We start from the raw sequence: 5,232 nt of genomic DNA on the forward strand, positions 1-5,232 counted from the left end.
AGCCGCTCCTCGGTCTCCAGTCCGCGAGCGGCCGTGGAGACGGCGGGCCAGGGGCGCGCAGCAGGGCCACCCGTAGCTTGTGGTTTCCGGTCGTGATCCAGCGCACGCTGATCAACCGGGCGGCCCAGCTCGACGTCCGCGTCCTCGACACGGTGTACGTCACGCGGATTCTCGTGCGCGACAACGCGGTCTTCGGCGCGTACGGGTTCGACCTGACCGACGGCAGCCGCTACGTCATCCATGCCGATGCGGTGATCCTGGCCGCGGGCGGCCACACCAGGATCTGGCGGCGCACCTCCTCCCGGCGCGACGAGAACACCGGCGACTCCTTCCGCCTGGCCGTCCTGGCCGGCTGCCGCCTCCGCGACCCCGAGCTGGTGCAGTTCCACCCCTCCGGTCTCATCGCGCCGGAGAACGCGGCGGGCACGCTCGTCTCCGAGGCGGCACGGGGGGAGGGCGGGGTCCTGCGCAACCGGCTCGGCGAGCGGTTCATGTCCCGGTATGACCCGGAGCGGATGGAGTTGTCCACGCGCGATCGGGTCGCGCTGGCCGCGTACACGGAGATCAAGGAAGGTCGCGGCACCCCGGACGGCGGCGTGTGGCTGGACGTGTCGCATCTGCCGCGCGAGACGATCATGACACGGCTGCCGCGCGTCTACCGGACGCTCCTGGAACTGCAGATGCTCGACATCACCAAGGAGCCGATCGAGGTCGCGCCGACCGCGCACTACTCGATGGGCGGCGTCCGGGTGCGCCCAGAGGACCACGGCACGGACGTCGCCGGCCTGTACGCGATCGGGGAGGCGGCCAGCGGCCTGCACGGCGCCAACCGCCTGGGCGGCAACTCCCTCATCGAGCTCCTCGTCCTCGGCCGCATCGTCGGCCGGGCGGCGGCGGAGTACTCCGCGGGTCTCGGCGCGCAGCGCCGCTCCGCCGAGGCGCTCGCCGCGGCGCGGCAGGAAGTGGACGAGCTCCTGTCCGCCGACGGCCCGGAGAACGTGCGCTCGCTGCAGCGAGCGCTGCGCGACATCATGACGGAGCACGCCGGAGTGGTACGCGACGAGGGCGGCCTGCGAAAGGGCCTCGCCGAACTGGACGCGGTCGAGGCGCGCATCAGCGGGATGGGCGTGCACCCGGACATCGCCGGCTTCCAGGACCTGGCCCACGCCTTCGACCTGAAGTCCGCCGCGCTCGCCGCGCGCGCGACCATCGAAACCGCGATCGAGCGCCGCGAGACCCGCGGCTGCCACAACCGCTCCGACTACCCGGAACTCGACCCCGCACTGCAGGTCAACCTCGTGTGGTCCGGCCCCGGATCGGTGGAGCGGGAGAGCATCCCGCCGATTCCCGCCGAGATCGCGGCGCTCATGCGCGACGTCTCAACCGTGGGAAAGCTCGCTGAATAGCCGGATCTTGTCACAAATGCCGAGGCTGCCCTGTCTTAGCTGGCGATCGGACCACATGGGCGCGGGAGCCGGCGGTCTGAGGCCAGATCGCCGGCCGACTGCAGATCCCTTGGAGGAGACATGAGCACCCCGAACGGTGAGAACGAGTTCCTGTACGAGCTCCACGTCGAGATCGAGGAGGAGCTGATCATCGCCGAGGCCAGCCATCCGGAGGACGAGGTGGGGCAGCCGGTCACCGAGTGGCTGTACGACCCGACGGACGTCGAGCGCGAGAAGATCGCTCTGCGGGGGCTGCGCGACGCGGTCGAGGTGCTGGAGGACGGCCGGCGGCCGGGTGACGACGTTGCCTGAGCCGCGGATCGGCACGCTCGGCAACGAACCGCTCTGCGACGGCACCCATCGCGAGATCGGCTTTCACGAGTGAACAACCAGAGAGGCAATCCCATGAACCAGCCAGTCGTTCTCCTCGTCCACGGCGCCTTCGCCGAGTCGGCCAGTTGGAACCGCGTCATCCGCCGCCTGCGTGGCAACGAGCTCACCGCGGTCGCCGTGGCCAACCCGCTGCGCGGCGTGGAGGGCGACGCCACCTACCTGCGGGACGTGATCGACGGCATCGGCGGCCCCGTCGTCCTGGTCGGCCATTCCTACGGCGGCATGGTGATCAGTCAGGCGGCGGCGGGCAACCCGGCCGTGCGTGCCCTGGTCTACGTCGCCGCCTTCGCCCCCGAGCCGGGCGAGAGCGCGCTGCTGCTGTCGAGCAAGTTCGAGGGCAGCACGCTCGGCCAGGCGCTGCAGGCCTACCCGGTGGCCTCCGGCGGCGACGAGTTCCGCATCGACCCCGCCAAGTTCCACCGCCAGTTCTGTGCCGACCTCGACAGCGAGGAGGCCGCGCTGATGGCCGCGACCCAGCGGCCGGTGACCGAGCGCGCCCTGTCCGACGGGCTCGCCGTCGACGAGGCGCCCTGGCGCACCGTCCCGTCCTGGTTCGTCCACGGTGACAAGGACCTCAACATCCCGGCCGCCGCACTGCGCTTCATGGCCGAGCGCGCGGACTCGCGCGGCACCCGCGAGGTCGCCGGCGCCTCCCACGCGCTCGCGGCCTCCCAGCCCGACGCCGTGACAGCGACTATCCTCGACGCCGCGGACCACGCGCGAGGCTGACGAACCCCTGTTCAGGCCGACGGGCGAATCGATGTGGGGCACATGAACACGGAATCCCTGGAACAGGCGGACGCTCTCGATCGGGCGGCGTCCGCCTTCATCGAGCTGCGCCCGCGGCTGTTCGGCATCGCCTACCGGATGCTGGGCAGCGCGGCCGAGGCCGAGGACATCGTCCAGGAGGTGTGGCTGCGCTGGCAGGACACCGACCGCGAGACCATCCAGAACCCGCCGGCCTTCCTGGCGCTGGTCACCACCCGGCTGGCCATCAACCTGGCGCAGTCGGCGCGCGTGCGGCGGGAGTCCTACATCGGCCCCTGGCTGCCGGAACCCGTGGACACCAGTCTTGACCCCACTGTCGGCGCCGAACGCGGCGAAGCGCTGGAGCTGGCCCTTCTGCTCCTGCTGGAGAGGCTCAATCCCACCGAGCGCGCCGCCTACGTCCTGCGCGAGGCATTCGACTACCCCTATCCGCAGATAGCGGAGATCCTGCGGCTCACCCCGGTCAACGTCCGGCAGATCGTAAGCCGCGCCCGCAGGCGCGTGACCGCCGTCCGCCACGAGCCCGTCGACAGGCTCCAGCACCGGCGCCTCCTGGAGACGTTCCTCGACGCCGCCCGGACGGGAAACGTCGGCGCCCTGGAGAAGCTCTTCGCCGCCGACGTCGTCAGCTCCTCCGACGGCGACGGCATCAGGGGATCGGCCAGGTTCCCCGTGCTGGGCAACGAGCGGGTGGCCAGGTTCGTGGCCGCGTTCTCGCCGCGGTTCTGGCCGGGCACCGCCGTCACGTGGGTCGAGATGAACGGGCTGCCAGGCGTGCTCGTCACCCGGGACGGCACCGGCGTCGCCCTGCTCGCCATGGAGGCCTCCAAGGAGGGGATCCACCACCTGTTGTGGATCCTCAACCCGGCCAAGATCGAGGCCTTCGAGCGGTCTCGCAGCCGCTCTGTCACAACGTAACGGGCTGTCCGGTCTTATCTGCCAACGATGAAGGAGGCGGCAGACCATGACCGAGGCGGGCGCCGAGTCGCTGGCGGAGATGCTCGACGAACGGCAGCACCTGCTCGGGATCGCTCTGTCCATGTTCGGCTCGGACACCACGGCCGACCACGTCGTCCAGGAGACCTATCGCCGCTGGTACGCCCTCGACGAGGAGGAGCGCGCCGCCATCGCGGTGCCGCGCGCCTGGCTGACGCGGACAGCGGGAAGCATCTGCCTGGAGCTCGTCGCCGACCCCGACCCCGACCCTGACCCTGACCACGTGCCCGGCGGCCGGGTGACGCGGGCCCAGCCCGTGCCGTACCCGGCCTCGCGCCAGGCCGGGGACGGCCCGGAGATGCGCGCTGGGCACGAGCGGGTGGCCCGCCGGTTCGCCGCGGCCTGCCAGGCGGGCGACACCGAGGCGCTGCGGGAGGTCCTGGCCGCCGACGCGATCGTCGTCAGCGATGGCGGCGGCAAGGTGCGCGTCGCCGTACGGCCGACCCACGGTGCGGACGCGGTCGCGCGGGTCGTCACGGCGTTGCTGATCGACCAGCCAGGAACCGAGCCGGCCATCGGATCGGTGAACGGCAGGACGGGGCTCGTGCTGCGGCGGGCGGGCAAGGCTGTGGCGGTGGTCAGCGTGAGCGTGGCCGGAGCCGAGGTCACGGCGGTGTGGATCATCCTGAACCCCGACAAACTCCAGCATTGGCACTGAACGGCATACCGGTGCACGACCAGATCTCCCCGGGTACTTCTTCGGGTCGAGCCTGGTCCGCGTGCTCTCGCCCTGGTCCAGGCGGCGCGGGATCAGCACGCTTCTCCTCGAACACGAGGCCGCCTGTCACAACCGAGGGGGGCTGCCTTGTCTTAGCTGACGACAGGGGCGCACCACAGCGCCCGGAAAGCCAGAAGGGTGCCAGCAATGAAAATCGTGGTGATCGGCGGGACCGGGCTCATCGGGTCGAAGCTGGTGAGAAAGCTGGGCGAGCACGGCCACGAGGCCGTGGCCGCGTCGCCGAACACCGGCGTCGACACGCTGACCGGGGAGGGCCTGGCCGAGGTGCTGAAGGGCGCCGAGGTCGTGATCGACGTGTCGAACTCGCCCTCGTTCGAGCGCGAGGCCGTCATGAAGTTCTTCCAGACCTCCACCGGCAACCTGCTGGCGGCCGAGGCGGCCGCCGGGGTGGGCCATCACGTGGCGGTGTCGATCGTGGGGACCGAGCGGATGCCGGAGAACGGCTACTTCGCGGCGAAGATCGCCCAGGAGCAGCTGATCGAGAAGTCCGGCATCCCGTTCTCGCTGGTGCACTCCACCCAGTTCTTCGAGTTCGCCCGCGGCATCGCCGACGAGGGCACCGTCGACGGCAAGGTGCACATCGCGCCGGTGCTGTTCCAGCCGATCGCGGGCGACGACGTGGCCCAGGCGGTCGGCAGGACCGCGGTGGGGACGCCGCTGAACGGCCGGACCGAGATCGCCGGACCGACCCGGTACAAGATGGACGAGTTCTTCCGCAAGGCGTTGGCCGCCTGGGGCGACACCCGCGAGGTCGTCACCGACCCGCAGGCGCGCTACTTCGGCAGCGTGCTCGGCGAGCGGTCGCTGGTGCCCGCCGACGGCGCGCAGCTCGGCACCGTCACCTACAAGGATTGGCTCGACCAGTCCGACGCGAAGTAGGGCGGGGCGATG

Annotated in this window: 6 protein-coding genes; all 6 read left to right on the forward strand. The window is 71.0% G+C overall.

Going from position 1 to position 5,232, the window contains the following annotated elements:
- Window positions 1-92: 92 nt before the first annotated feature.
- The 6 genes from ACWCSD_RS47270 to ACWCSD_RS47295 all read left to right on the forward strand — a co-directional run bounded on the left by ACWCSD_RS47270 (window position 93) and on the right by ACWCSD_RS47295 (window position 5,220).
- Window positions 93-1,406: an FAD-binding protein gene (locus ACWCSD_RS47270; RefSeq protein WP_449925489.1), complete on the forward strand. Its 1,314-nt coding sequence runs from the start codon at window positions 93-95 to the stop codon at window positions 1,404-1,406.
- A 120-nt stretch (window positions 1,407-1,526) separates the two neighbouring features.
- Window positions 1,527-1,757 (forward strand): hypothetical protein, encoded by a 231-nt coding sequence (locus tag ACWCSD_RS47275; protein ID WP_397159310.1) that lies wholly within the window; start codon window positions 1,527-1,529, stop codon window positions 1,755-1,757.
- Window positions 1,758-1,850: 93 nt separating this feature from the next.
- Complete coding sequence (locus tag ACWCSD_RS47280; protein WP_397159311.1) at window positions 1,851-2,567, forward strand: alpha/beta fold hydrolase; 717 nt, start codon at window positions 1,851-1,853, stop codon at window positions 2,565-2,567.
- Between the two features lie 42 nt (window positions 2,568-2,609).
- Window positions 2,610-3,524, forward strand: coding sequence for an RNA polymerase sigma-70 factor (locus ACWCSD_RS47285; RefSeq protein WP_397159312.1), 915 nt, complete (start codon window positions 2,610-2,612; stop codon window positions 3,522-3,524).
- A gap of 46 nt (window positions 3,525-3,570) precedes the next feature.
- Window positions 3,571-4,260 carry a sigma factor gene (locus ACWCSD_RS47290; RefSeq protein WP_397159313.1) on the forward strand — a complete coding sequence of 230 codons (690 nt, stop codon included), beginning with the start codon at window positions 3,571-3,573 and terminating at the stop codon, window positions 4,258-4,260.
- A 207-nt stretch (window positions 4,261-4,467) separates the two neighbouring features.
- Complete coding sequence (locus ACWCSD_RS47295; protein ID WP_397159315.1) at window positions 4,468-5,220, forward strand: SDR family oxidoreductase; 753 nt, start codon at window positions 4,468-4,470, stop codon at window positions 5,218-5,220.
- Window positions 5,221-5,232: the final 12 nt, after the last annotated feature.

This window comes from Nonomuraea sp. NPDC001684 (assembly GCF_053596515.1).